The sequence below is a fragment of the Evansella clarkii genome (assembly GCF_002019695.1).
Lineage (GTDB): Bacteria > Bacillota > Bacilli > Bacillales > Salisediminibacteriaceae > Evansella > Evansella clarkii.
Genome location: NZ_KV917376.1, coordinates 3137245 through 3158626, shown reverse-complemented (window position 1 = coordinate 3158626; position 21382 = coordinate 3137245). Strand labels below are relative to the sequence as shown.

Annotated in this window: 22 protein-coding genes and 1 other RNA gene; 7 read left to right on the top strand and 16 right to left on the bottom strand. The window is 43.7% G+C overall.

All coding sequences use genetic code 11. From position 1 onward, the window contains the following. Positions 1-8 precede the first annotated feature (8 nt). The 3 genes from BK582_RS14645 to BK582_RS27060 form a co-directional block, all read right to left on the bottom strand. Positions 9-887: a polysaccharide deacetylase family protein gene (locus BK582_RS14645; protein ID WP_236939173.1), complete on the bottom strand. Its 879-nt coding sequence runs from the start codon at positions 885-887 to the stop codon at positions 9-11. A gap of 76 nt (positions 888-963) precedes the next feature. Beyond that, the gene (locus BK582_RS14640; protein WP_078595764.1) at positions 964-1473 is read right to left on the bottom strand and encodes a DUF421 domain-containing protein; all 510 of its coding nucleotides are present in this window, start codon (positions 1471-1473) and stop codon (positions 964-966) included. A gap of 180 nt (positions 1474-1653) precedes the next feature. Continuing rightward, positions 1654-1827: a hypothetical protein gene (locus BK582_RS27060; RefSeq protein WP_169911022.1), complete on the bottom strand. Its 174-nt coding sequence runs from the start codon at positions 1825-1827 to the stop codon at positions 1654-1656. A gap of 173 nt (positions 1828-2000) precedes the next feature. On the opposite strand from BK582_RS27060, the gene BK582_RS28095 reads away from it, so the two are divergent. From BK582_RS28095 to BK582_RS14630, 3 genes are all read left to right on the top strand, one after another. Continuing rightward, entirely contained in the window at positions 2001-2132 is a 132-nt protein-coding gene (locus BK582_RS28095; RefSeq protein WP_269148956.1) for a hypothetical protein, read from the top strand. A 59-nt stretch (positions 2133-2191) separates the two neighbouring features. Next, a non-coding RNA gene (gene ssrS / locus BK582_RS14635) (6S RNA) lies at positions 2192-2369 on the top strand. Between the two features lie 129 nt (positions 2370-2498). Then, the gene (locus BK582_RS14630; protein ID WP_078595763.1) at positions 2499-3671 is read left to right on the top strand and encodes an MFS transporter; all 1173 of its coding nucleotides are present in this window, start codon (positions 2499-2501) and stop codon (positions 3669-3671) included. Here BK582_RS14630 and BK582_RS14625 read toward each other — a convergent pair. From BK582_RS14625 to yhfH, 5 genes are all read right to left on the bottom strand, one after another. Beyond that, positions 3595-4569, bottom strand: coding sequence for an alpha/beta hydrolase (locus BK582_RS14625; RefSeq protein ID WP_078595762.1), 975 nt, complete (start codon positions 4567-4569; stop codon positions 3595-3597). The two genes, BK582_RS14630 and BK582_RS14625, sit on opposite strands and share 77 nt — an antisense overlap. Before the next feature lie 337 nt (positions 4570-4906). Beyond that, complete coding sequence (locus BK582_RS14620) at positions 4907-5431, bottom strand: type 1 glutamine amidotransferase domain-containing protein (RefSeq protein WP_078595761.1); 525 nt, start codon at positions 5429-5431, stop codon at positions 4907-4909. Positions 5432-5535: 104 nt separating this feature from the next. Continuing rightward, positions 5536-6180 carry an HD domain-containing protein gene (locus BK582_RS14615; RefSeq protein WP_078595760.1) on the bottom strand — a complete coding sequence of 215 codons (645 nt, stop codon included), beginning with the start codon at positions 6178-6180 and terminating at the stop codon, positions 5536-5538. Between the two features lie 95 nt (positions 6181-6275). Beyond that, positions 6276-7058, bottom strand: a complete 783-nt coding sequence (locus tag BK582_RS14610; protein ID WP_078595759.1) for a DUF3891 family protein — start codon at positions 7056-7058, stop codon at positions 6276-6278. A 166-nt stretch (positions 7059-7224) separates the two neighbouring features. Then, positions 7225-7350, bottom strand: a complete 126-nt coding sequence (yhfH, locus tag BK582_RS14605; protein WP_420841247.1) for a protein YhfH — start codon at positions 7348-7350, stop codon at positions 7225-7227. A gap of 399 nt (positions 7351-7749) precedes the next feature. Between yhfH and BK582_RS14600 the strand changes: the two genes are divergently transcribed. Then, positions 7750-7929 (top strand): hypothetical protein, encoded by a 180-nt coding sequence (locus BK582_RS14600; protein ID WP_078595757.1) that lies wholly within the window; start codon positions 7750-7752, stop codon positions 7927-7929. Between the two features lie 95 nt (positions 7930-8024). Here the strand turns inward: BK582_RS14600 and BK582_RS14595 are convergent, their stop codons facing one another. After that, on the bottom strand, positions 8025-8825 hold the full coding sequence (locus BK582_RS14595) for a peptidylprolyl isomerase (RefSeq protein WP_078595756.1): 801 nt from the start codon (positions 8823-8825) through the stop codon (positions 8025-8027). 181 nt (positions 8826-9006) lie between these two features. On the opposite strand from BK582_RS14595, the gene ric reads away from it, so the two are divergent. Beyond that, positions 9007-9717, top strand: a complete 711-nt coding sequence (ric, locus tag BK582_RS14590; protein WP_078595755.1) for an iron-sulfur cluster repair di-iron protein — start codon at positions 9007-9009, stop codon at positions 9715-9717. Positions 9718-10082: 365 nt separating this feature from the next. Beyond that, positions 10083-10466: a YhjD family protein gene (locus BK582_RS14585; protein WP_078595754.1), complete on the top strand. Its 384-nt coding sequence runs from the start codon at positions 10083-10085 to the stop codon at positions 10464-10466. A 183-nt stretch (positions 10467-10649) separates the two neighbouring features. Here the strand turns inward: BK582_RS14585 and BK582_RS14580 are convergent, their stop codons facing one another. The 3 genes from BK582_RS14580 to BK582_RS14570 all read right to left on the bottom strand — a co-directional run bounded on the left by BK582_RS14580 (position 10650) and on the right by BK582_RS14570 (position 15389). Further along, on the bottom strand, positions 10650-11525 hold the full coding sequence (locus tag BK582_RS14580) for an amidohydrolase family protein (RefSeq protein ID WP_078595753.1): 876 nt from the start codon (positions 11523-11525) through the stop codon (positions 10650-10652). Positions 11526-11540: 15 nt separating this feature from the next. After that, on the bottom strand, positions 11541-14657 hold the full coding sequence (locus tag BK582_RS14575) for a GNAT family N-acetyltransferase (protein ID WP_078595752.1): 3117 nt from the start codon (positions 14655-14657) through the stop codon (positions 11541-11543). Positions 14658-14882: 225 nt separating this feature from the next. Next, positions 14883-15389 (bottom strand): YwpF-like family protein, encoded by a 507-nt coding sequence (locus BK582_RS14570; protein WP_078595751.1) that lies wholly within the window; start codon positions 15387-15389, stop codon positions 14883-14885. Positions 15390-15595: 206 nt separating this feature from the next. On the opposite strand from BK582_RS14570, the gene BK582_RS14565 reads away from it, so the two are divergent. Continuing rightward, positions 15596-16459 carry a hypothetical protein gene (locus tag BK582_RS14565; protein ID WP_078595750.1) on the top strand — a complete coding sequence of 288 codons (864 nt, stop codon included), beginning with the start codon at positions 15596-15598 and terminating at the stop codon, positions 16457-16459. Here the strand turns inward: BK582_RS14565 and BK582_RS14560 are convergent. The 4 genes from BK582_RS14560 to BK582_RS14545 all read right to left on the bottom strand — a co-directional run bounded on the left by BK582_RS14560 (position 16411) and on the right by BK582_RS14545 (position 21216). After that, complete coding sequence (locus tag BK582_RS14560; protein ID WP_078595749.1) at positions 16411-17433, bottom strand: DUF2207 family protein; 1023 nt, start codon at positions 17431-17433, stop codon at positions 16411-16413. The genes BK582_RS14565 and BK582_RS14560 overlap by 49 nt on opposite strands. Before the next feature lie 122 nt (positions 17434-17555). Beyond that, positions 17556-18260 (bottom strand): TVP38/TMEM64 family protein, encoded by a 705-nt coding sequence (locus BK582_RS14555; RefSeq protein WP_078595748.1) that lies wholly within the window; start codon positions 18258-18260, stop codon positions 17556-17558. Between the two features lie 550 nt (positions 18261-18810). Continuing rightward, the gene (locus BK582_RS14550) at positions 18811-19974 is read right to left on the bottom strand and encodes an MFS transporter (RefSeq protein WP_078595747.1); all 1164 of its coding nucleotides are present in this window, start codon (positions 19972-19974) and stop codon (positions 18811-18813) included. Positions 19975-20124: 150 nt separating this feature from the next. Further along, positions 20125-21216 carry a hypothetical protein gene (locus BK582_RS14545; RefSeq protein ID WP_078595746.1) on the bottom strand — a complete coding sequence of 364 codons (1092 nt, stop codon included), beginning with the start codon at positions 21214-21216 and terminating at the stop codon, positions 20125-20127. Positions 21217-21382 lie beyond the last annotated feature (166 nt).

Here is a 21382-nt window from a genome sequence, read left to right as displayed (position 1 = left end):
TAACTAAGCTACTTTCTGAAGGGGATGCCAAATAATTCCGGTACTGTCACGAACTCCAGGCCCTGTTCCTGAAGAGCAGGTATAATCTGACGGAGGGCTTCCACAGTGCTTGTCCTGTCCCCGTCTGATTCCGCACCATCATGCATAAGGATTACCGAACCTGGTCCACTGTTGCTTATAACGTTGTAAGCTGTCTCCTCTGCCGGCCGTTCACGCCAGTCCAGAGAATCCACCGACCACCCAACAACAGTATAGTCCATCTCACCAAGCGCTTCCACCAGCTCATTATAAAGAAATCCATATGGGGCCCTGAATAACTTTGTTCTGTAGCCGATAATGTCTGCTAACGCATCTTCCGTCCGGGAAACTTCTGTCCTTAATGTTGCGACATCTCCTTCTTCCACGAGATTTGGATGAAAGTATGTATGGTTGCCCACAATATGGCCTTCATCAATTATCCTTCTCGTTAACTCGGGGTTTGCTTCCGCTCTCGCCCCCATTACAAAAAATGTAGCCTGGACGCCATATTCACTAAGAACATCAAGAATTTGGGGTGTAAATCTCGGATCCGGCCCGTCATCAAACGTTAAAGCAACTTTATTTTCTGTTTCCGGCCCTCTCAGTACAACTATCTCCGGGTAGCGTTGCTGCAGCACGATATTTGAAACAGGGTTGCGGGGCCGCTCTGTCAATTCCGGGCCGCCCTCAGGATCAGGCAGTTCATTCTGCCTCTCTTCAGGATTGTTTTTATCTTTATTCCACCACCATTGCTGTCTGCTGTCTTTATCAGACAGGTTTTCCGCAGAAACAACAGCCGGTCCTGCAGCCTGAAAACAGAGCACTGCCACTATGGCCCAGAGTACTATTTTCATTTTTTTCTGATTCACACACTTCATCTCCTGTCAGATTAGTAAAAACTGATATCCTTCCATACTTTCATTATTTTTTGTGTAATCACAGTTTTTATTCATCTACATCTTTCAAAGTGCTCTCAGAAGAAGACTTTCCGCTTTTTTTCAGAACAGAGATGCTTCCATCCGTCTCCAGAATAACTGCTTCCACATCCTCAAGAGCAGAAATCCCCGAGGTGCGGGCTGCCTGATAAATCTCCGTTTCATGAATTCTCTCTTTTTTCATAGCCCCCCTTAAAAACTCGCCCTTGGAATAAAGCAGTACTGGCTGAGATTTAATCATTCGGTTCACAAAGTTAACTCTTACTGCCAGCCAGGCAACAACATACTGGAGAAACACAAGAAGAAGTAACGCAAATACACCTTCCGGCAGGGAAACATCCTTATCCAGCAATACAGTGGCAAGTGTGGAACCAAGCGCTACAGTAACGATCAGGTCAAATGCGTTCATTTTTGATAGGGTGCGCTTTCCTGAAACCCTTAAGAAAACAATCAAAATAATATAAGATAATATTCCGACTATAGCTATTCTTCCTAATTCGTTTATTTCTGCTTCAAACATTTTTATTCCCTCATTTCACGGTTCTGTCAACCCTGGCTTCTACATTCCCTTTAGGTTTATGGATTTAACCTCCCTATACAAGAATGGGGGGCTATAACTGGAAAGAAGTGTTCCTGCATACTTCGCTCGTTTTTTTTAAAAAAGAAGGCACCTCTTTTCTGCAGGCACCTTCCGACTAAACTACTTATCCGGATTCGTTAATATATCGATGTTTCTGTTTCTTTCTCCCCCGTCTGATAGCTCTTCGGAAAACTCTGTCTCTCTTTTCTTACTTTCGGGAACAAATTTTGACGCCTTCAAATCAGCAGAAGTTAAATTCATATTAGGTGCAGCTTCCTCATTCCATTTTCTCATTGAAAATCCCCTCCTTCTTTATAGTTTTTCAGCTGGCCGCCATTGCTTGTGATTCTGTCCTGTGCCAATGACAGACGGCTGCACTTTTAGCATGCCCCCGGGAGTGAGGATGAATAATCTTTCCCCGATGTTGGAAACCTGTGTTTAATACATTCAGAGGAGGATTAAAATCGATGCCGTACAGAACTGAAAAACAATACAAAGCCATTGGAAAACCTCTTCGGGGCAGCGGTATTAAAGCCACTTACGAATATACATCAGGGAACGAGACAAAAGAAAAACGCAGAAAAAATGAAAATATTTAAACTTTAATCAGCTTCATTGCCAAAATAAAATGTACGTGTTATATTGATATAGCATTAAACAAACCCTGCGACGAGCGTCAGCTCATGTTGTCTTAAACCGATGCGTTTTATACAGGGAGTTCAATAAACTTGGGGAACAGCATGCCCTTTTAAAGGGAAGCTGGGAAGCAAGGTGAGAATGCCCACCTGCGAGAGCGGGTTTTAAGGCACTTAGGGCAGCGCCGGAGTGGGACATATATTAACTAATCATCCTCTCTTCATCATGAAGATGAGGATTTTTTTACATATTTTTTCTTTCTGTACTGCACAATTGTGAAAAGCTGGGGACAAGCTGTATAGTAAAGAGGGAATGGTGGTGAACACTCGGTGATTTTTATTTATGCAATTATTATAGTAGCATTTCTTGATACATTTCTTCAGCTCCCGATTATCTCTACATATGCCCATTCAGTTGGAGCGGGGAACCTGTTAACTGGTATGATTATCGCAGTATATTCACTTGCAAATATGGGCGGCAATATCATTGCGGGACACTGGATCGACCAGTTTGGCCGGCGGAGGGTCCTGTTTTTTGGAATGGCGTTCGCAGCAGTAATATTGCTGTTTTATCCTCTTGCGGAGACCGGATGGCAGCTGTTCTTTATCCGGTTTTTTCACGGTCTTGCAGGAGGTGCATTAATACCGGCCGCATTCGCTTATTTAGGGGATCTGGCACCAGAGAACAGAAGAGGTAAAATGATGGCGTTTTCCGGAGCCTGTATTGGAACAGCAGCAATTATCGGTCCGGCTGCCGGGGGGATTATTTCCGCCAGGATTTCCCCTGATGCAGTTTTTTATATCGCATCCATCATTTTTGTTATCACTTGTCTTGCGGTGCTTTTTTTGCTTAAGGAATCAGCACCAGCCTCTGCAAGGCGGAATGTCTCGCTCTCACATTTCAGAAGACTGGCCTTCAACCCTTTCATGGTACAGGCGTCTCTAAGTGCGCTCACCTTGACGCTTAGTATGGGAGTTCTGACGTTTGCGCTGCCATTAAGGACAGAGGAGCTCGGTTTAAGCCCATCCGTAACCGGCCTGCTCCTTAGCAGTTTTGGAATTATCGCCCTCTTTATCTTTTTGACGCCAGCAAACCGGCTCTATGACAAATTCAGGCCCCAATCTATTATCATTGCGGGCCTGATACTGATCGGCCTGTCCCTGTTCAGTTTAAGCGTCGTTGAAAACATTTATTTAATTACTGCTGTAATGCTTGTTTACGGGACTGGTTTTTCTTTCGTTTTTCCTTCCATGAACAGAATTATTGTGGAAATATCCGGAACGAGCGACCGCGGGAAAGCATTTGGTGTATTCTATGCTTCTTATTCTCTTGGTATAGTAGCCGGCTCTTTCTTCGCCGGCGCGGCAGCTGACTTTTTCGGCTACCCTTTCCGAGTCAGCGGGGGGCTGGTCCTGGCCATGTCCCTCACGCTTTTCTGGCTTGTGAAAAAACAGAGCGGTTCCGCAAAAACTCGTGAATCCGCTGGTGTGCGAGATTCGTGATTTCTTTCCGCTCGTTCAGAAGCTGATGCCGTGCTCCTGGGAAGAGTGCCACTTGAAACTCTCCACACTTCTCCCTGTAAAAACGAATGTTCTGTTTCCAGTCCACGGTTGTATCTCTTGTGCCCTGAAGCACGTAAACAGGCTGTTCTGCCACAGGACAGCCTTCAATCTTGAGCTGCCATTCTTTCAAAGCTGTTACCCATTCAGCAGTCAGAACTCTTACCTGAAGCGGATCAGACCTTAAAAACTGCTGATATATCTTATCTTCAGAATTCTTCTTAAAACCCCGCTTTTTACGGGAGATAACTTTTCCTGACAAAGTAAGCAATCCTTCAAATAACTTCCACTGGTACGGGTAATAAAGTGGAGCGGCAAGTATTAAGCTCTCCAGCTTCACTCTCTTTTCCGCACTTGCATGAAACAGAAGAGCTCCTCCGGTACTATGCCCCAGCCCTGCAACACTCTTAAGATCCAGTTTATCAAGTATAAGATGATACCCTTGTTCAATCGCCGCGATATAATCATCGAAGCTTGTGAGGAGGCCTTCATTCCCTTCTGAAAAGCCATGGCCCGGCAAGTCCAGCACAATCACCTGATAACCTCTCTGCAGCAGCTGATTTATCGTCCTGCTCAATCCCCCGCTGTGATCCAGATAACCGTGAATAAGATAAACTGTCCCTGCCGGCTGCTGTTTTAAAAAAAACTGAATGAATTGCTTTTTTCCTGAAGCTCTAACTGTTCCGCACCGGTATTCATCCACTGCTTTCATGTTGAACTGGTAATACTTCAAATATTGCTGGAGAGCTTCATCTTGATCATGCGGATTTTTTTCGTCAATTCCATAAGTATTATTATTCATATCTTCTATCCAGGTGTACTGCTGTGTCATAGAATTCATCCCCACCTGCCAATTAAATAATATGATTATCCCTTTTGCTCAGAATTATGGTTGTTACTTAAAAAGTGTGTTGAAGAGAACTACATGAGCTGTTCCTTGAAGGAGTCTCATTCGTTCCGCTCTCCACAACAACTCTTGTATAACATGAACCATTTATTCATTCTGAGCTAACGACATAATCATTTTAAATAAATTTTATAATACCTTATAATACACCATTTATGGAAGGCTGTTCCACCCTGATATTAGGGGAGCTTCATTTTTCAGGTGAGAGTTGTACGGATGATTACAAGAGGATAAAAATCAGACACCTTATTAAGGTGCCTGATTTCCTGAATTATTTGCCTGCCAATTTTTCAGCCAGCGCTTTACCGTATGCCGGCAGATCCGGCGGCCTTCTGCTGGAAATGAGATGCCCGTCAATCACGACTTCCTCGTTATGCCATTCTGCTCCTGCATTAACCATATCATCTTTAATTCCAGGTGTACTCGTCACCTTTCTCCCTTTCAGAATCCCGGCGGAAATAAGGACCCACCCCGCATGGCAGATCTGGCCGATAATTCTTTCGTTCCTGTCCATGTATTTCACAAAATCAAGCACTTCATCGTACCGTCTCAGTTTATCCGGTGCCCAGCCTCCGGGAACTAATAATACATCGTAATCTTCTATATTTATCTGATCAAAGCTGTAATCCGAAACAACGGGAACACCGTTTTTCCCTTTATAGACCACCCCTGCCTCTTTTCCTGCAATATGGGCAATGGCTCCTTCTTCCTGAAGCCGGTAGTGAGGATAAATCAGCTCAGAATCTTCAAATTCATGGTCAACGACTGTTAATACTTTTTTGTCCGACAGTTTCATTCTTTCACCCTTTCGAAATTACGTACAACAGGATTCAGAAATTCTTCAGATCCTGCTTAATATATATTCCCTTTTACTCTGGTTTCCAATCATCTAAAGGCCACTTACCTGTTCCCGGCCCACTCTTCTTTAAACTGGTGCAGAAATGCTTTTAAATATTCGTGCCTCTCTTCTGCAAGCTCCCTGCCTGTTTCTGTTTTCATTAAATCTTTCAGTTTTAGCAGCTTTTCATAGAAATGGTTTACGGCAGTGGAGCGCCCCTGTCTGTATTCTTCTTTAGTCATCTGCTCTCTCGGTCTCTCTTCCGGCAGGTGCATCGGATCTCCTTTTGCTCCCGCATACATAAATGTCCTTGCAATTCCTACAGCTCCAAGGGCATCAAGACGGTCTGCATCCTGAACAATCTTCCCCTCTATTGATACAGGGTCCTGGTTATTTCCGCCTTTATAGGAAACAGTGCGGATTACTTCAAGAACGGTTTCCTTCTCCTCTGAGGTTATCTCCTGGCTGTCCAGCCAGCTGGATACTTTTTCAAGTCCCGAAGCTTCGCTTTCATTGAACTTTTCATCTGCTGCATCATGCAGGAGTGCTGCCATTTCGCAGATAAAAATGTCCCCCCCTTCTTTTTGAGCTATATGTACTGCATTTTTCCGCACTCTGTCAGTATGATACCAGTCATGCCCGGTGGAATCCCCGGCAAAGATAGTCTTCACCCAATTTTCTCCGTTGCTTATTACAGTTTTTTTCATTTGTGTTCACCTCTGTTTTCCTTTCCCCAGTACTGGTAATTCTCTATTCTACCAAAGATCAGAGCCAGCCGAAAATATATGAAGCTAAATCGGCTTTACGTAAAATTAATTTTCGGTTGAATCTTTATGTCTTGGTACGTATACTCTGTGTTTTGGTATTCTTCAAGTAATGATTCTGAAGTATGCTCCCCTTTGGAAATCTTTTTATAAGGAATCGTTACATCAACTGTCTGCATACTAAATGGGAAAGGCTCCAGAATAACTTTGCCCTCTGATTCCCATTCTCCATAAAGCTTCTCATTATTTAACGGGGTAAACTTTTGTGGAAATCCTTTACGGAACCAGGAAATTTCTTCATCTTTTGAGGCACCCCATTTATTCATGCACAAATAAAGAGATAAGTTATCGCACAACTGCAGCAAATCAAAGTGAAACTGAAACTCTTTCATTGCATGGTTTTCTACTCCAAGCTTTTGTTTCAGTTCATTCTGCCGGCCTTCTTCCTCCGTACGGAATTTTGTTTCCTTTTTTCCGCTCTTTCCGTTAAAAAAGCTGGAATAATGGCTGCTGATAAGGAGGGCCGCATACTCATCCCGCTCCTTCATAAATTCTATCCCTTCCGTGTAGGCCACTATTTTTTCATTTAGAGGATAATCAGTAAAAGAAGCAGGCTGTTTTTCTTTTGTCAGAAACACCGGCTTCTTATCTAGTTTCTGCCAGCACCAGTCATGCATTCGAATGGCCAGTTCTACAGATCCCCTCTTATCTGCCCCCAGAAAATAATCTTTTCTCCATTTATTTGCTAACTCTCCGGAAATTTCTGCATGATAATGCTGCTCAATCAGAATAAAATATTTTGCAGTTTCTTTTACGATCATAATTAATCCTCCCCAGATTTCTCTCCTTGTTATCTTTCTCTAATACTGCTGGATATTCCTGTTTTATTTATCGGGTCTTCTTATATTCCTCTGTGGGATTGTTCTGCCGCCAGAGATCTCTACTAAAAAATGCCCGTTTCCCTCTTCAGGGAAACAGGCATTTTACTTAGTAGATCTCGCTTTCACATTCTGTACATTTATGGGAATAACAATCATGCATCTCGTCGATTTTGTCTCCGCATTTCGCGCATTCCTTCGGCGGCAGATTTCTGAAAAACTCTGTACTGGACATTATCATTGTAATCCCTCCATATAATACTGGTAGTTTTTTTGTACTGTAACAGATTTAATTTTACATCCCTTTATAATAGGACAATCAAAAAGATTTAGCGGAATAAGCCTTTTCTGTATTACTTCCCCTTTAAAGAAACGCCCAATCTGTTACAAACAGAACTGTTTTGTTACTTATATTATATAACAGTTTTATGATGTTGTCACTACTTTTCCCGATTTTTCTGAAAATAAACCGAGCAAACTGTTCCTAATGAGCGTTTTCTCTGAACCAATTTTAACGGGAAGCGTTTCATCTCCCTTGATAACGGTTAAATTATTTATAACACTTTTAATTGCAGGAAAAGGAAAAGCCATCTATAATATAGGAGGAGTATGGAAGGTTAGGAGGTCTGATAATATGATGAAACGCATTGTATCTGCAGCACTATTTGCATTATTACTTTTTTTCGCACCACTTACAGCAGTGTTTGCGGCAGAACAGCAAACACCTGAGACTTCTTCTTTAATGGAAGGGCCTTTTGTAATAGTAGCGTTTGCGACAATTATTCTTATGGTTTACTACGCATTCCGCGATTGATTAACGGTACATAGAGAGCAGATGGCTTGTACATATGCTCTTGTTTAAATCAAAGAAAAAAACTCCTTCACCAGACAGCGAAGGAGTTTTTTTCTTTAATCAAGTATTTCCACAGATTCAATAATTACCTCTTCTTCCGGACGCCCCTGCTGGTCCGTTTCAACTGCAGCGATCTCATCCACAACATCCATTCCGTCAATAACATGTCCAAAAACTGTATGGCCGAAGTCCAGATGCGGTGTTCCGCCGACTTCCAGATATCTTTCCACCGTTTCTTCCGGGAAGACCATGCCTTCTTCTTCAAGCATTTCAAAATATTCTTCAGATAAATCTTCTTCATCAGCCTGGACAATAAAGAACTGGCTGGAGTTTGTATTCGGCCCGCTGTTCGCCATAGATAGAGCACCACGGAAATGAGCTAAAGCAGTAGTAAATTCATCTTCAAAAGGACCATCATAAATACTTTCTCCTCCCATTCCGCTGCCGGTTGGATCGCCGCCCTGAATCATAAACCCGTCAAGAATCCGGTGGAAGGTTACACCGTCATAAAATCCATCTTCGCTAAGAGTAAGAAAGTTCTCCACTGCAAGAGGCGCAAATTGCGGGAACAAGCGAAGATGAATTTCCCCCATATTCGTATGGACAATCACCTCTTCTGAGTCCGCTGCTTCTTCGTTAAACTGCGGGTAATCGTCAGGTGCTTCCGCTCGTTCCAGTGGAAGCTCCTCCGCTGGATTTCCCTCATCCTGAGGATCTTCGTTTTCCGCTGGAGGTGTAGCAAGATTATCGTTATTGCCCTCGGTAAAGTTTTCCTGATTTCCGTTGTTATCCCCGCATGCTGCGAGGAGCACTGATAAGCTGATAAACATAGTAAATGAGACTGATAATTTTTTCATAAACACTACTCCTATTTTCTTGAATTAATTTCCAGCTCTTCCTTCGACAGATATACTTTCGAAAGGAGCCTCTTTTCTCCCATTGAGCAAAATCACTTTTTTCACGTTAGTGAGCCATATCACTTACAAGTCTTCCCGTAAATCGTATGATAAAAACAGCATAACAGAAGGAGGAATTACAATGGAACAAGTTTTTACAAGAGATACAAAAGTACGGGAGCTGGTGATTAAGGTTCCCCGTTCAGATGAGTTATTTAAACGGCACAAAATAGATTTCTGCTGCGGCGGCAACCGTCCCCTTCATGAAGCTGCAACTGAAAAAGGAGTGGACGAACAGCAGCTTCTGGCTGAACTTTCAGATCTCTATAAAAAAGCTGACGAAATGAAATCCTCAGACAGCGAAGACTGGACTACTAAACCATACGGGGAACTGGTTGATCATATTATCCACCGCCATCACCATTATCTCGTTAACGAACTGCCTGATCTTAGTTTTTACGTAACTAAAATCTTCCGTGTGCACGGTGGGTCGCACCCTGAGCTGGCTAATCTCCACCGTACATTCCATGAACTGAAAACCGAACTTGAACATCACTTACTGAAGGAAGAACAAAATATCTTCCCTGCTATCAGAGAGTATGAAGCTGTAAGAGGTCAGACGGAACGAGATGCTGCATTAAGCCAGATCGATGAGCTGGAATCTGAACATGACCATGCAGGCACGCTGCTTCGGGATATCCGGGAGATTACTTCTGATTTTACACTCCCGCCAGACGCATGTACAACTTACCGCATGACCTATAAACGCCTCGAAGAACTGGAAAGTGATATGTTCCAGCATGTCCACCTTGAAAACAATATCCTCTTCCCTCGCCTTGAGGAAGAAGCGTAAAATCTGAATGAATCACTGTTTTTCAAAGTTCAGGGGATCTCCCCTGAACTTTTTTGTTACTTAATATTTCGGTCATGGGCTTAATTTTATTTCTGGTTTTTCTTGACTATTTTCAGGGAAGAAGTAAAATAAAAATAAGAACACACGTTCGAAAAATTATTTTCCCTGAGTAATAAGCTTCCTTTAAATTTCACAACATAAAGTGAACCTTTCATCAAGGGTGGGCCCACTGGTTGTTAGTTGAACCAATCGTTAACTCCCGCCTATACATCTTCGCTTCCACTCATGTTTTGAGGAGGGAGTTATACGGACGGTTACACCGGGATAAAATCATACCTCGTTTTCATGTAAAGGAGTGGACAGAAATGGCCAAACTTACGGCTGAAGAAGAATACATAACCGAGTCATACATTTTGTCCGAGCTTGCCCGGAAAGTGCTGGAAAGGGATCTGGCCGCCATAAGCAAGTCACCGATGAAGCTGAAAGACCCTTACATCCGCCTTCTTGAACAGAATATCAGCAGACTCAGCAAAGAGCTTTTCTCCGTAAAAGCGAAGATGAAGGAATACGGGCTTAAAGTGCAGCTGAACAGCAAAGATGATACTTTCTCCGAATATACTATCTTTTTCCGGGGCTATGTCCTTACCGCAAAATATTTGAATGTCCACCTGAAAAATCAGGTGAGCAAACGAATTGTCAGGCTGTTTACCGGCATAGATGAACATCACGGAAAACAGCCTGTTCCATAAAGTGAACCTTCAATCAGTGGGGGTTTTATTCATCCCCCACTGATTGTTAGTTGAACCAATCGGGATGTTAGCGTCCGTTATCTTCCGCCTAAACACCTTCGCTTCCACTCATGTTTTGAGGCGGGAGTTTTACGGACGGTTACATCGGGATAAACTCGAAAAACTGCGCAAACGAGACAAACATCATCTTCTGTGTCTTCCTCCCACTCTGCTGCGTATTTTCGGGAAGACACGAACCGCAGTATGAAAGAAGACGTCCTCCCACGTTCTTTCCGGGAGGTGTTTCCTTATAAAATCAATATAAGGCTCCATCTTTACGAGCGGCCAGTCGGTACCGAACATAAACTTCTCGTAATGATCACAAAAAGCGAGAGCATGCTTAAAATGATCAAAAAAATGCTCTGTTCCCATAATTCGTTTTACTTCTTTATGATCGCCTACAATTAACCCTGATAAATCCGCAAACATATTACGGTTTTTATAAACGACTTCCGCCGCATCGAGCATCCACGGATCACCGAAATGGGCCATAACGAAAGTAACCTCACGGTGGCGCACGGCAACTTCATCAAGGGTGAGGGGGTGCGCGTATTTCAGCAGCCCCCGCTCGGAATATGTATCGCCTGTGTGAAAAACGACAGGGACACGGTAATCCCTGGCCAGTTCATAAACAGGTTCATAAACTTTATCATATGCATAGAAAGGGTAGTAACCGAGATAAATCTTAATGCCCACAACCTCCGGCTTAAGCAGCTCCTTCTCCAGGTTTTGCAGCTCCTGCCTGCCAAGGCGGTAAGGGTTCACCCCCGCGCAGAAGACCACTTCCTCCAGAGGCTCTTTCATCAGATCCAGCCCCATAGGAGTAGGAGGAAGGGAGTCAGGAAACCCTTCCCCTCCCTCAATTTCACGAAGCCCCATCCCTATTCCGAGTACAATGTTGTTTTCTTTCATTTCCCGCTGAAGCCCCCGGACGGAATAATCAAGACGGGAGATATTTTTCGCTGTATTATGAAAGGAATTTATATGTGACAGATGAATATGTGCGTCAATGATTTTCAAGATGATCGTTCCTTTCTAATTAACAGTAAACCTCAACTGGCGGAGGCCGCGGTAGTCCTCGAGGCTGAATGAGTCCCTGGCCAATACGAGAAACCGGGGATCAGCCATCTCCCTTGTCCCGCTTTCCGTATTCATGGATGTACTATTTACAGTAAGAACAATATCTTCATTCATGAACAGCTCCAGTTGCAAAGATTTTATATCCGGAACATAGTGAAGAGAATAACTCCCGTCCTTCTTTTCAAAAATACAGTCATCCAGCTGGGATATATCAGCTTCATGGCGATGGTGGGAAAATAGCTTCTTTTTGCCTCCCTCGTTAACAGAGACTGTTAATTCTCCCGCTCTTCGGCCTTTATTAATATTCATGAACGTACGAAGATGCTTTCCGTAAAAATGCCTTCCTGTGTTCTGCTCAATTTCAGTAAACAGAGAAAGCAGCGGCGCCCCTGGCCTTGTAACAGCATATTGATGTAAAACAAGGCCTGCGAATTCTTCATGATCCTCCACTCTCGTTGTCAGCCTGATCCCTTTCCATTCATTCCTGAACTGGTCAAAACAGGTGATAAAAACAGCTTCTGAAGGCATTTGCGAGATTCTTCTCTGGATTAAACCTTCCAATCCGAAAGAAATGCCCCCGACCCACGGATTCCACCACGATTTTGGATGGGCTTCAGGAAAAGAAGAGTCCAGCCACTCCGTCTCCCCATCATGAAGAGAATATATACACGGATAAAAATCAGGAGCCGCTTTCATAGTAAATACTCCGTTATTTACCAGGAAGACATTTTTGCCATTTTCAATTATCTCCTCTGTCTTAATGGTAGCTTCTTCTTCCGGAAAGAGAAGGAGCCGTTCAGCAATGTGCTGTGAGTCCATTTTACCCTCCACAGTGACAGGGAGAATTTGCGGCCCCCCGGAAGGAACAGGAACCTCTGTCTCCAGAGATGACCAGTTTTCCTCTTCCCCTTTGTAAAAAGAAGCATGCTTTTGTTTTTTATCCCCGCCGTTCGTATACACGAAAAGCTCTGTCTCAGCAGACCGTGTTACGGCAGAGCTGAACTTAATCCCTGCTTTACCGGATACAAACGGATTTCCTCCATCCACTTCAAGGCTGTAAACCTTCTCAGGTAATGATACGGCATTATCTTTCCTGCCCCCGGCGAACTCCAGAACTTCCTCTGCTGCAGAAAATACTCGCTGGCCAAAAACAAGAGGTTTTGACTCCGCTGATTGCCCCGGCCTCAGTTCCGGTAATGCTTCTTCGAAATAATGGCGGAACCAGTTCTGAAAATGAAGCGGAAGCTCCTCATTCCAGATAAGGGAGCTGTTCTCATTCTCCGCATCTGAAAACAGCCAGTTTCCGGTTATATCCTTCTCTTCCCAGATATTCACTTCGCTGTTATAAGAACTATCGTTAAAAACAATCTTCCCCCGGTAAGGAATGTACGTACCGATAAGCGGAAAGTTCACCGTCTGCTGGAGCTGCAGGGAATTAAGTTTTTCGAGGCCGCGATTTTCCAGCCTGTAAAAATGATTCAGTAAGCCATCCCCTGTAAGTTCGATACACCTCGTGAGTGCAGCTCCCGGGAAATCCCGGGACAAGTAGGTGAGTTCCAGGGCATTCTTCCACTCATCACTGTAAAATCTCACCTTCGCCGGCTTCATAATCGAAAATTCTTCCGAGAAAGGCTTTCCAAGCTTAGGATACGAGAAAGAATAATCGCTTTTATTGCTTCTTCCCCGCTCATAGATGAGTGTATTACTTTCTTTACTGAGAGCAACATGAACAAGGCCGCTGAACAGATGATAATATTTACTGCATTCGCCGCTGATCCTTGAACCAGGAGAATTAAAGGCGAATGCTGCCCTGCCGCTGCATGTCAGAGTGTCTCCTGCTTCCGTCTCCACAACAGCGGGAATATCCGCATTGATAAAGGCGGGCTTCTTCAGGAAGAACTTTACGGGGACAGTCTTCTTTTCTTTTTTCTCAAGCCTGACCTCATAGTTTTTCTCCCTGAATTCCACCTCCTCCATCTCCGGAAGAGTAAACTTCAGCTGAACCGCCTCCGGGCAATTATTCCCGAGCTCTATGAATGCGTTCTCCCATGCACCAGTCTTTGTAAATCTGCCTGAAAGCTTTCCTGTCATATTAACAGGCGGGAGAGGAAGAACACCTGTTTTAAAAACAATCTTTTCTCCGTTTATTAATACTTCTGCAGTCACTGCAGGATGGGTTTTTCTGTCCCCCTGTTCTTCTCCGGAATCTTCTGCTGTAAAGCTTCCTTCGATTACGGCCTTTTCTCCTGCAGTTTCTTTTAAGGAGAGAGGGAAACTAATATTACGGTCATCCTTCCCTGTTATCTCAATTTTCAATGGTCCGTCTGTATAGTTTTCAATATGAAAAACAGCCTTGTTATTTTTACCATGAATGACAGTGTGGCTGTCAAGCTTCATCTCGATGGAGTAATTTTCGGTTTTGACAGCAGAAATACCCCTGCCTGTTTTTTCAACAGCTACATGGAGAATACGACCGTCCTTTTCCCAGTGGTAATCATAAAGTTCAAAATCTCCGGATTTCCGGCCGTCCGGTTCCGTGCTGATCTCCCGGACGCTGTCGCTGTACCAGTCTGCTGAACGGAAAAAATCCGCAAATGCTTCGGTATTGAGCACCATAGGAAGAAAATTCATTAAATGAACTGTATCATCCCTGTTCTCCCAGAAAAAGCCGCATTTCTTATACAGTGGAACGGCCTTCGTATTCCCTGGCCATGTGTATAAATCAAGACGGGGCCATTTACGGTTAATAGTTTCCTTAAGGGCAGTAAGCACAAGCTTTTTGCCGATTTTTCGCCCGTGATAATCTGTCCTCACATTTAAAAGCGGGATATAGAGGGCTCCTGTGTCGTCCCGGTATTCTGACAAACCGCAATAACCCACTGCCTCTTCTCCATCAATCGCAATGTATGTATGGAGGTTAGTCGAATTTCCCTGTTCGTTCTGAACCTGCTCTTTTGTTTTGATATCCCCGTGGCCGCCCCAGCCTTCGCGGCTTCTATTCCACATATCCGCTACAGTTGCCGCCATCTCCGGGGTAAAATCTTTGATCACTATTTCCCTGGTTTCTTTCATTTTCTCCGCCCCCTATTATGCTGATACGGTCCCCGTGAATCATAATCGCCGGATCAGCCAGGTTTACTCTGTATTTAATTACAGGCTGTGTTAAATTTCTCTGTTGAGCCTTAATCCAGGCAATTTGTAAACAGCCTTCTATCACTCTATGTTTTACTTACCCTTCACATCCTTCCTTCGTGCAAAAAAGACGCCTTCACATTCAGGAAGACGTCCAGTTTCCCATCAGGATTCTGAGTTGTAATAGCCTTTTTGCTTTACCTGTTCATACGCATTGGTCAGTATTCCCTGAATTGCTTTACCCCTGTCTTTCTTCCGCCGTTTAAATTCATCATACAGTTCGTCACCGGAATAGCCTTCCTTCAGAAGATTTTTGAGCAGCATATCCGAAAGGTCATCTTTTTTAACTACCAGAATCCCGTCCAGATGTATGCTGAGGTTTTTCCCTATATCATTAATCCCTGTTACCTGGCAGACAAGTGTTGCCGGATCATTTGTTTTTTTCGTAATCGTGACCTCGGCCATAAACTTTTCCTGCCCATCGAGGTATTCCTGAAAAAAGTCTTTCCATTCCCTTGTAACTACTGCATCAAGGAGCCAGTTCTTGTCCGCTTCTTCTTTATTAATAATAAGCCCGTCTACAAGCGGGACATGCTGCCCATTTATCTGGCCTTTGTCATTATGCTCTTCATCAAAAAGCACAGCCAGTGAACAAAGTTTAAAAGTTTTCATTTTAAAAGACCTCCTGAGACGTATCCCGAAGCTTTCGAGTGACTGGTGCTTCAGGATGAGTTATAGTCTGTATAATATAATTTCTTCGTCCTGCCCCGATAACCCTTTTCTATTTAAAAAATCATAAAAATATCAAGCCGGAATTTTCATCACTATGCTTTTTGTATGATATTTTTAACTCATAAGACCAGCAGAGGATGAGTACTTTGACACAAGCTGTAATCACCAGTTATAAGAATGACCACTTGCAAATGATCTTTCCTGATTTAGCAGAAAATATCCCAGTCTATCGTTTTTCTTCAGCAAGCAATCGCCTGAAGAATGGCTTGCTTCCTTTTCGCTGGGATTCTTTTCAGTACCTTGCAGGGAAATACACAAAAATTTTAATGGCAGGGCCGCTCACGGCTAATGACCACCTCGTTCAGGGAAATAATTATCTCCTGCATGAATTAGCCTGCCTTCTTTTAAAAAAAGCAGCCTCAGAATTTGGCAATGAGCTGCACCTTGTTATGCCTGATGATAACCATTTTTCTGAACCAGCCGATTTTACGGCAGCTCCTGTAAAGCATACAGTTACATCTGTACAGAAGTCTCAGCTTAACGAAGGCCATCTGAAAAACAGAGAGCCATCCACTCTTTATTTTGACTGGGTGAACAGAAGCTTCAGGGGAGTGGTGAATATAAAAAGCCAGGACCAACGCCATTTATTTCTTGCAAAAGGATGTCCCAAACCACTTCTTATTCTGGAAGAAAACCAGCCTGGCAGCGTCCCGGGAGTCCAGGAATTCGTTATCCGGGGCGGCATCTTAAACAAAGAGCGTTCTGCATCCTCTCCAGATGGAAGATTTATCTTTTTATCAGGAGAGGATGAGGATGGCCCCTGGTTGTATACTGCGCTTCTTCACTTTAAACCGGCCCTTCCGTGGCTGGTTTACAAGTGTAACGCAAGGTCCGTTCCACAAGCTGGTGATGCAGCAGTTTGGAAAATCTTTATGATCAGATTTCGTCCGCCAGGTAAAAGTCACGAAGCATCAAATCCTCCCGTACCGTCTTCAACCGCTGTCTCGTAGGCAGGCGAAACGGCCTTTTCGATCGATGCTGTAAGGGCATCAGCTAAATCTCCTTCTTCGGACGACAAAGCAAAAACTCCTGAGCCTGCTGCAAAGTAAAGGGGAAAATTTTCCTGGCGCAGAGAAGGGGGGGCTTCTTTCACCGGGAGATGCCGGAAATAATCATCTTTTTTACCAAAAGCAAGGGCATAAAGAGCCGCAGGGGGAAATTGAGAAAGGTCGGTCTGATTTCTTGCAGTTTCCGGCAGCCGCTCCTTATATTCCTTGAAACGGTAAAAAATCTTCCAGCCATAATCAGTCATGTTTTTCAAATAAAACATCAGCCAGAACGATGCAATCGCCCCAGCGAGGTATAACACACTCACAAAGGGAACGACAAATAATAATATTCCTCCGGCAACAAGCTGAACGAGGGCTAGTGCACCGAGTAAAAGCTTCCGTGGCGGGAGGTCGGACAGAAGCCCAAGCTGTTTCAGCTTCTGTTCATTGTTCTCCTCCCATTCATAATACCGCTGAATAAACCTCTCACGGTTTTCCCGGGTTTCTGTATATTCCTCCAGCTGGGAAGGATAAAATCTGCTCTGCTTCCCTATCTCTTCCAGAAACCAGTCTGCGAGAAACTGTTCCTCTTCCTCCAGTTTCCCGCTCTCTGAGAGATCTCGTTCAAAATAATATTCCCCTCGTTTTTCATCGAAGCCTAAATGAAATTTCCCTTTAGCCACAAGGGAGAGAAGCCCGGACAATATATGCCTGGAACTATCCTCTCTTCCGTGAAGGAACTGGGCTGCCAGCGCTGGCGGCAGTTTTTCCAGATCCTCTTCAGTAATAAGCAGCTTTTTCGATTCCAGCTTATGTTTTTTTCTCCGGATATTCTCTTTGAAACCAATTAGAAATATAACAGCAGCGAGCAGAAAGAATAAACTTAAAGAAAACAAATAGACCGCCGAGCCCGCTTCGAAAAAGTCAGTCGTCATAGGGGGATGCCTCCTTTAATACAGGACTTTGTTAAAACTTATTCTCGATTTCTTATTAAGCGGTTCAATTCGCAATAATTACCTTACTTCTCTATCAATGCACAGACCGGTCTCAGCCAGGTTTATTTTCTGCCTAAGGAAAGCCTTCTGAACCTCCTCCTCCGGGTCGTGCTCTCTTCCTTGGTGAAAAAACGGTACAAATAGGAGCCGAGAACGATTGCCGCAAAAACAATATAAGCTGTTAAATAAGGAAGAAACACCGGCCCGCTTATCCATAAGGGTGCTGAGAGGAGACTTAGCAGCCAGATCATTGACATATTTCCGAGAACGGTTGAAATAAAGTAACTTCTGAAACTAATGGGGCTGAATGCAGCAGCAATGGAAATGAGGTTACTTGGCATTACAGGAATACTCCTTAATACAATGAGCATCAGAACGCCATATTCATTTATCTGTCTTAATATTTTGCTTAGTGCCTGCTGTCTTTTCTCCCAAAACCGGTCAACCCACTTTCCACTGAACGATTCCGCAAGCCAGTAACAAACTAATGCACCAATCGTTGTACCTATCATACTGAAGATAAAACCTTCTACTACACCGAAGCTTAAAAAATGAATTAATATGACCACAATTACCGGAAAAATTGTGACAGCTCCCTGAAGCACCATCAGCGGTATAGTTATCCATAAAAGTCCGTAACCTGCTTCTTCCAGAATTCCATCTGTAAAATAGTCCATATCCTCATTCCTGAGATGGGCAATCCATTCGAAATCTATCAGAAAGAGCAGAAGTATGAATCCTGTTAAAATTAGGATTCCCTTTTTCATATAATCACCTGATTTTTTGTCCTGAAACCTCCCTCTTAATAAGGGATGCCTGAATAATTTAGCTATAATGCAATTATACAGTTACTTAGGCCTTAATTAAAGAAATGTCAGTAGTTTAATGAAAACAATCATCCAGACTGTGAAGCCGGGCATTTTTGGAAACTCTGTTATTAACAATGGCAAACCATCCCGGGAATTTAAAAGGGGCTGGGACAAAATCCAGTAAATAAAAATAGAGAGGCACTCATACCAAAAAGTTTGGATGAGTGTCTCTCTTTCCTTTTATGCTCTATAACTTTGTTGTTGATTTCGCTAAAAGATGCTCGCTTGCCTCGTGCATTGCCTCAGCTTCCTCGGGAAAAAAGAGCGTGTCTCTTCCTCTGCGAGCATATTCTTCGAAGCGTTTACGTCGAGACAACTCGAAGCGGATTCATGACGTGTCGCTCGTCCCTGCGGGATCTTCGCCGAATGCTTTTACCGAAGGCGTCTCGCACTTTTCGCTACAATCAACTGTTTTTAAGAACCTCCTCATTATTAATCTGTACAATTTTTAAACAGGCTCATTCATTCCCCGGTTGTTCTTCAAAAATGAAGCTCTGTACAGGAGCGCCCCTGCAAGCCCCGTTAAAGCGAGGAAAAACATGATCCAGTACAGAACACTCAGTTCAAAATAATTCATTACCGTCCCGCCAATAAGGGAGCCGATTACACCGGAGATGCCAAAGAAAACAGAAATAAACAAGAGGTGACCCGTAGACTCCAGTTCTTCCGGCAGAAGTTTCGATACAAACTGAAATGCAGTCAGATAAAACATACCAAATGAGATGCCATGAAGCACCTGCACGGCGAGGAGAAATTCAGGATTCGGAACTGCCGCCATGAGAAGCCAGCGCACAACATAGACTGCACCAGCGATGGCAATGAGCGTCAGGGGATGGAATTTCCTCATCCAGTACACACTTAATGCAAATACCAGCGCTTCTGTAGCAACACCAATGAACCAGGCCATACCAATATAAGATTCATTCCCGCCAAGTTCAATAATATACAGCCCAATAAACGAGTCATTAATCCGATGTGTGAGACTGATAGCAAAGCACATTAACAGAAATAAGAGCAGTTTCATATTTTTCGCCAGTTTCAGCGCATTGATCAGTTTAACAGGTTTCTTTGACGGTTCACTGTCAGGAGCGAAGTATGTAAAAAATAATGCGATAACGATAAAGAAAGCAAGGACATAATAGATATTCATAATGCCGATTTGTGTGAGAATAATCCCGCCGCCAAGGGAAGAAAACGCAAACCCGAGGGAGCCCCACATTCTTATCGATCCAAAAGAAACCCCTTTCACAACAGAGACTTTCTGCGCAAGGCTGTCTCCAAGGCCTCCGGCAGGCGACATAAAGGTAAAGAAAAGATAAATCAGCGGGATCAGGAGCAGATACTCGGTTACCTGAAATACAATAAATCCTGTAGCGAGTGCTCCTGAAAGGCAGATTAACAGCACCCTTTTTACCGTTTTCCATTTATCGCTCATAAACCCCCAGAAGGGCTGTGCGATAATAGAGGCTGCCGGACCTGCAGCCAGAAGAACTCCGATTTGTCCGCCGGTCAGGCCGAGAGCCTGAAAATAAACAGGCAGATAGCTTATAAGAATTGTCATTGATGAATGAAAGAAAAACAGCATTCCTTTAAGTTTCCAGGTTGAATTCATGTTTCAAATTTCCTTTCTGCCTTCACTGATAAGCAAGTAAGCTTAAATATTATATCACGGATGCCCTTTCTGTCATGGCTAAGATTTCTCAGGAAAGAAAGCAGAGCAGACAGCAGCCCGGCGTCATCCATAGAAGCCGGGCACTAATCCTTATAAAGCTGTCAATTTCATATGAAGAAAACTTTCAATCTCTGAAACCAGGTTATCTATTTTATTATAATCTGTGTTTCGGTCATAGTACTGGTTTATTTGCTGCTGAATCTGATTCACCCTGCTCAGGCAGGCAGTACCCTTTTTCATAGTATCCTTATAGTTTGCTGTATATTCCCTCAGTTCCCGGGAATAAACATCTTCTACAAGAGGATCCATACACCGCTCAAACATATCCACCACTTCATCCTCTTTTCGGCGGGGGTCAATCACGTGAGGGGCTGTTCCATCAAGTATAGCAAAGCTCAGCTCCGGAATAAAAACCATATCAAGGCTCTTCGGATCAAGCCCGCAAGGATAGTATTCTACATATAATTGCTTTTCCTCTGCAGCCTTCGCTACCTTTCTCATTAAGGTTGATTTTCCGCTGCCTGAACGCCCTTTAATAATAATTCGTTTATTTATCCCCTCTGTTAGTTCATCGATAAAATTTAACGGTCCGAAAGCTGTCGCTGCGCCAAAAAAACGTACTGCCGTTTTTGACCCCACATTCCCATCCACACTGGCTTTTTCTATCCATTTAGCGATGATTTCATCCGCTGCCTGATCTGCTTTGCTGAAATCCATGGCCTTCAGGTAAACCGCTTCCTTTTCTTCATGGATTACCCTTCCGTTTTTAAAATGCCTGTAGGCAGCTTGCCTTTCCGTGGCAGCCTCCTCCTGCAGGGCAAAAATCTCCCCCCGCGACTTACGAAGATGGTCCGTTTTTAAACAATCGTTTAAATTTATCGTTTGGTCTGCCAGCCCTGAATAACGGCTGGCTGGCAATGCAGCTTCATTATCGGAAAGTATTACCAGGTTTACTGCAGGAATGCAGAGACCGTCAGGAGTTTTCCCGTCATCCGGATGGACAAATAATTCAGTTTCAGCACCGTATTTCCCCAGCCGGTCAGCAAGTTTTAACAAAACAGTTCCCCTTGCCAGCATGCTGCTGCCTGTTATTAGCCAGACTTCCGTATCTCCCTGCCAGAACTGTCCTGCAAGGCTGTAAAATCCTTCACTCGTATTACCGGATATATAAGTTGTTTTCACTGCAAAGTACCTCCTTTATCGTCCTTTATTTTATGCACTGATGCCTATTTACGTTAAAAGGAGGGCGAGAAGTAACGGAATGAGGATCCGATCCGCTGATAAATACACCCCATAAGGATCCGCAAATAAACAGCGTGATTTTCACCTCTCCTGTATTCCACAGAAA

Bases quoted from the DNA above. Each gene is read 5' to 3' on its own strand.
- BK582_RS14610 (WP_078595759.1), bottom strand. From the start codon at position 7,058: ATGATCGTAAAAGAAACTGCAAAATATTTTATTCTGATTGAGCAGCAT.
- BK582_RS14560 (WP_078595749.1), bottom strand. From the start codon at position 17,433: ATGACGACTGACTTTTTCGAAGCGGGCTCGGCGGTCTATTTGTTTTCT.
- BK582_RS14640 (WP_078595764.1), bottom strand. From the start codon at position 1,473: ATGTTTGAAGCAGAAATAAACGAATTAGGAAGAATAGCTATAGTCGGA.
- BK582_RS27060 (WP_169911022.1), bottom strand. From the start codon at position 1,827: ATGAGAAAATGGAATGAGGAAGCTGCACCTAATATGAATTTAACTTCT.
- BK582_RS14620 (WP_078595761.1), bottom strand. From the start codon at position 5,431: ATGAAACTGTCGGACAAAAAAGTATTAACAGTCGTTGACCATGAATTT.
- BK582_RS14555 (WP_078595748.1), bottom strand. From the start codon at position 18,260: ATGAAAAAGGGAATCCTAATTTTAACAGGATTCATACTTCTGCTCTTT.
- BK582_RS14585 (WP_078595754.1), top strand. From the start codon at position 10,083: ATGGCCAAACTTACGGCTGAAGAAGAATACATAACCGAGTCATACATT.
- BK582_RS14600 (WP_078595757.1), top strand. From the start codon at position 7,750: ATGATGAAACGCATTGTATCTGCAGCACTATTTGCATTATTACTTTTT.
- BK582_RS28095 (WP_269148956.1), top strand. From the start codon at position 2,001: ATGCCGTACAGAACTGAAAAACAATACAAAGCCATTGGAAAACCTCTT.
- BK582_RS14595 (WP_078595756.1), bottom strand. From the start codon at position 8,825: ATGAAAAAATTATCAGTCTCATTTACTATGTTTATCAGCTTATCAGTG.
- BK582_RS14570 (WP_078595751.1), bottom strand. From the start codon at position 15,389: ATGAAAACTTTTAAACTTTGTTCACTGGCTGTGCTTTTTGATGAAGAG.
- yhfH (WP_420841247.1), bottom strand. From the start codon at position 7,350: ATGTCCAGTACAGAGTTTTTCAGAAATCTGCCGCCGAAGGAATGCGCG.
- BK582_RS14575 (WP_078595752.1), bottom strand. From the start codon at position 14,657: ATGAAAGAAACCAGGGAAATAGTGATCAAAGATTTTACCCCGGAGATG.
- ric (WP_078595755.1), top strand. From the start codon at position 9,007: ATGGAACAAGTTTTTACAAGAGATACAAAAGTACGGGAGCTGGTGATT.
- BK582_RS14550 (WP_078595747.1), bottom strand. From the start codon at position 19,974: ATGAATTCAACCTGGAAACTTAAAGGAATGCTGTTTTTCTTTCATTCA.
- BK582_RS14615 (WP_078595760.1), bottom strand. From the start codon at position 6,180: ATGAAAAAAACTGTAATAAGCAACGGAGAAAATTGGGTGAAGACTATC.
- BK582_RS14625 (WP_078595762.1), bottom strand. From the start codon at position 4,569: ATGAATTCTATGACACAGCAGTACACCTGGATAGAAGATATGAATAAT.